This window comes from Streptomyces globisporus, from assembly GCF_003501885.1.
Classification (GTDB): domain Bacteria; phylum Actinomycetota; class Actinomycetes; order Streptomycetales; family Streptomycetaceae; genus Streptomyces; species Streptomyces globisporus_D.
In genome coordinates this window covers 1-1,102 of record NZ_QWFA01000415.1, presented here as the reverse complement: position 1 = coordinate 1,102, position 1,102 = coordinate 1, and the positions used below count along the sequence as shown (strand labels likewise).

Annotated in this window: 1 protein-coding gene; it reads right to left on the bottom strand. The window is 75.3% G+C overall.

The annotated features are described in order from the left end of the window. Positions 1–865 (bottom strand): histidine kinase dimerization/phosphoacceptor domain-containing protein (locus tag D3105_RS34060; protein WP_133305754.1); only part of this gene is annotated, 865 nt, incomplete at its 3' end. Positions 866–1,102: the final 237 nt, after the last annotated feature.

The following is a 1,102-nucleotide window of genomic DNA, read 5'->3' as shown; positions in this document are numbered from 1 at the left end:
CGGCGGCCCGGGTGTCCCGTCGCAGGCTGACCCGTACGCCGCCCGCCTCGACCCCCGCGACCAGTTCGTCCAGCTGGTCGAGGCGGGGAGCCGGGGCCGTGGACTCCGCCGCGCGCAGCACGGACAGCGTGGCGCGCAGTTCCCGTACGGCCTCCTTGCCCGAGGCGCGCACCTGGGTCATGGCCTGCCGCGACACCTCCGGCGCGGCATCCAGCGCATCCAGGGCCACTCCGGCCTGCACCGTCATCGCGCTCACGGTGTGGGCGAGGATGTCGTGGATCTCCCGGGCGACCCGCACCCGCTCCTGGCGGACCCGGCGGGCGGCCTCCCGTTCGCGGTCCTCCTCGGCCCGGGCGGCGCGCGCCGCGTACTCCGCGAGCAGCTCCCGGCGGGTCCGCACCACCTCGCCCAGGAGCAGCGGGACGAGCGGCCAGACCATCTCCAGGACCGGCAGCCCCTGCGGGTTGACCACGTCCCGGCCGACCTTCAGCGCCACGAGGCCGGAGACCGTCGCGGCGACCGCCCCGGTCCACAGGGTGCACCGGCGGTCCCCCAGCACCGCGACCGTGTACAGCGCCACGATCACGGGGAGGTTCAGCAGCTCGCCGATGTGCCCGTGCAGCGCCCATCCGGCGCAGGCCGCCCCGGTCACGCAGACCACCGGAACGGGCCAACGGCGGCGGCAGGCGAGCGCGGCCAGCGAGACCGCGAGGAGGGCCCAGGTCAGCGCGTCGGCCTGCCGGTAGCCGGGCTCGTTGACCGCCGCGTCGGCGGTGGTGAACGCCCCCACCACCGCCACCACCAGCAGATCCGCGACGATCGGCGGCAGCGCCCGCACCCGGGCGGCCAGGCGGTCCAAGGTCATCACCCCCTCACGGTAGGAGGCACGGCGTCCGGCCGCATACGACAGCGGGAGTAGGGCGATGCGTCCGACGGCCGCGACCTTCGGGCAGCAGTTCGGACATACCCGGACGGGAGTTCGGGTGCGGTGAAACCTTCCGCCCGGCGGGACGTTCGTCAGGGCATGGGAGCGGGCAAATCGATCAGGTGGGCTCCGAAAGGCGGAATCCCCTCCCGCGGGACCGGCCCCCCGCCCCACCCC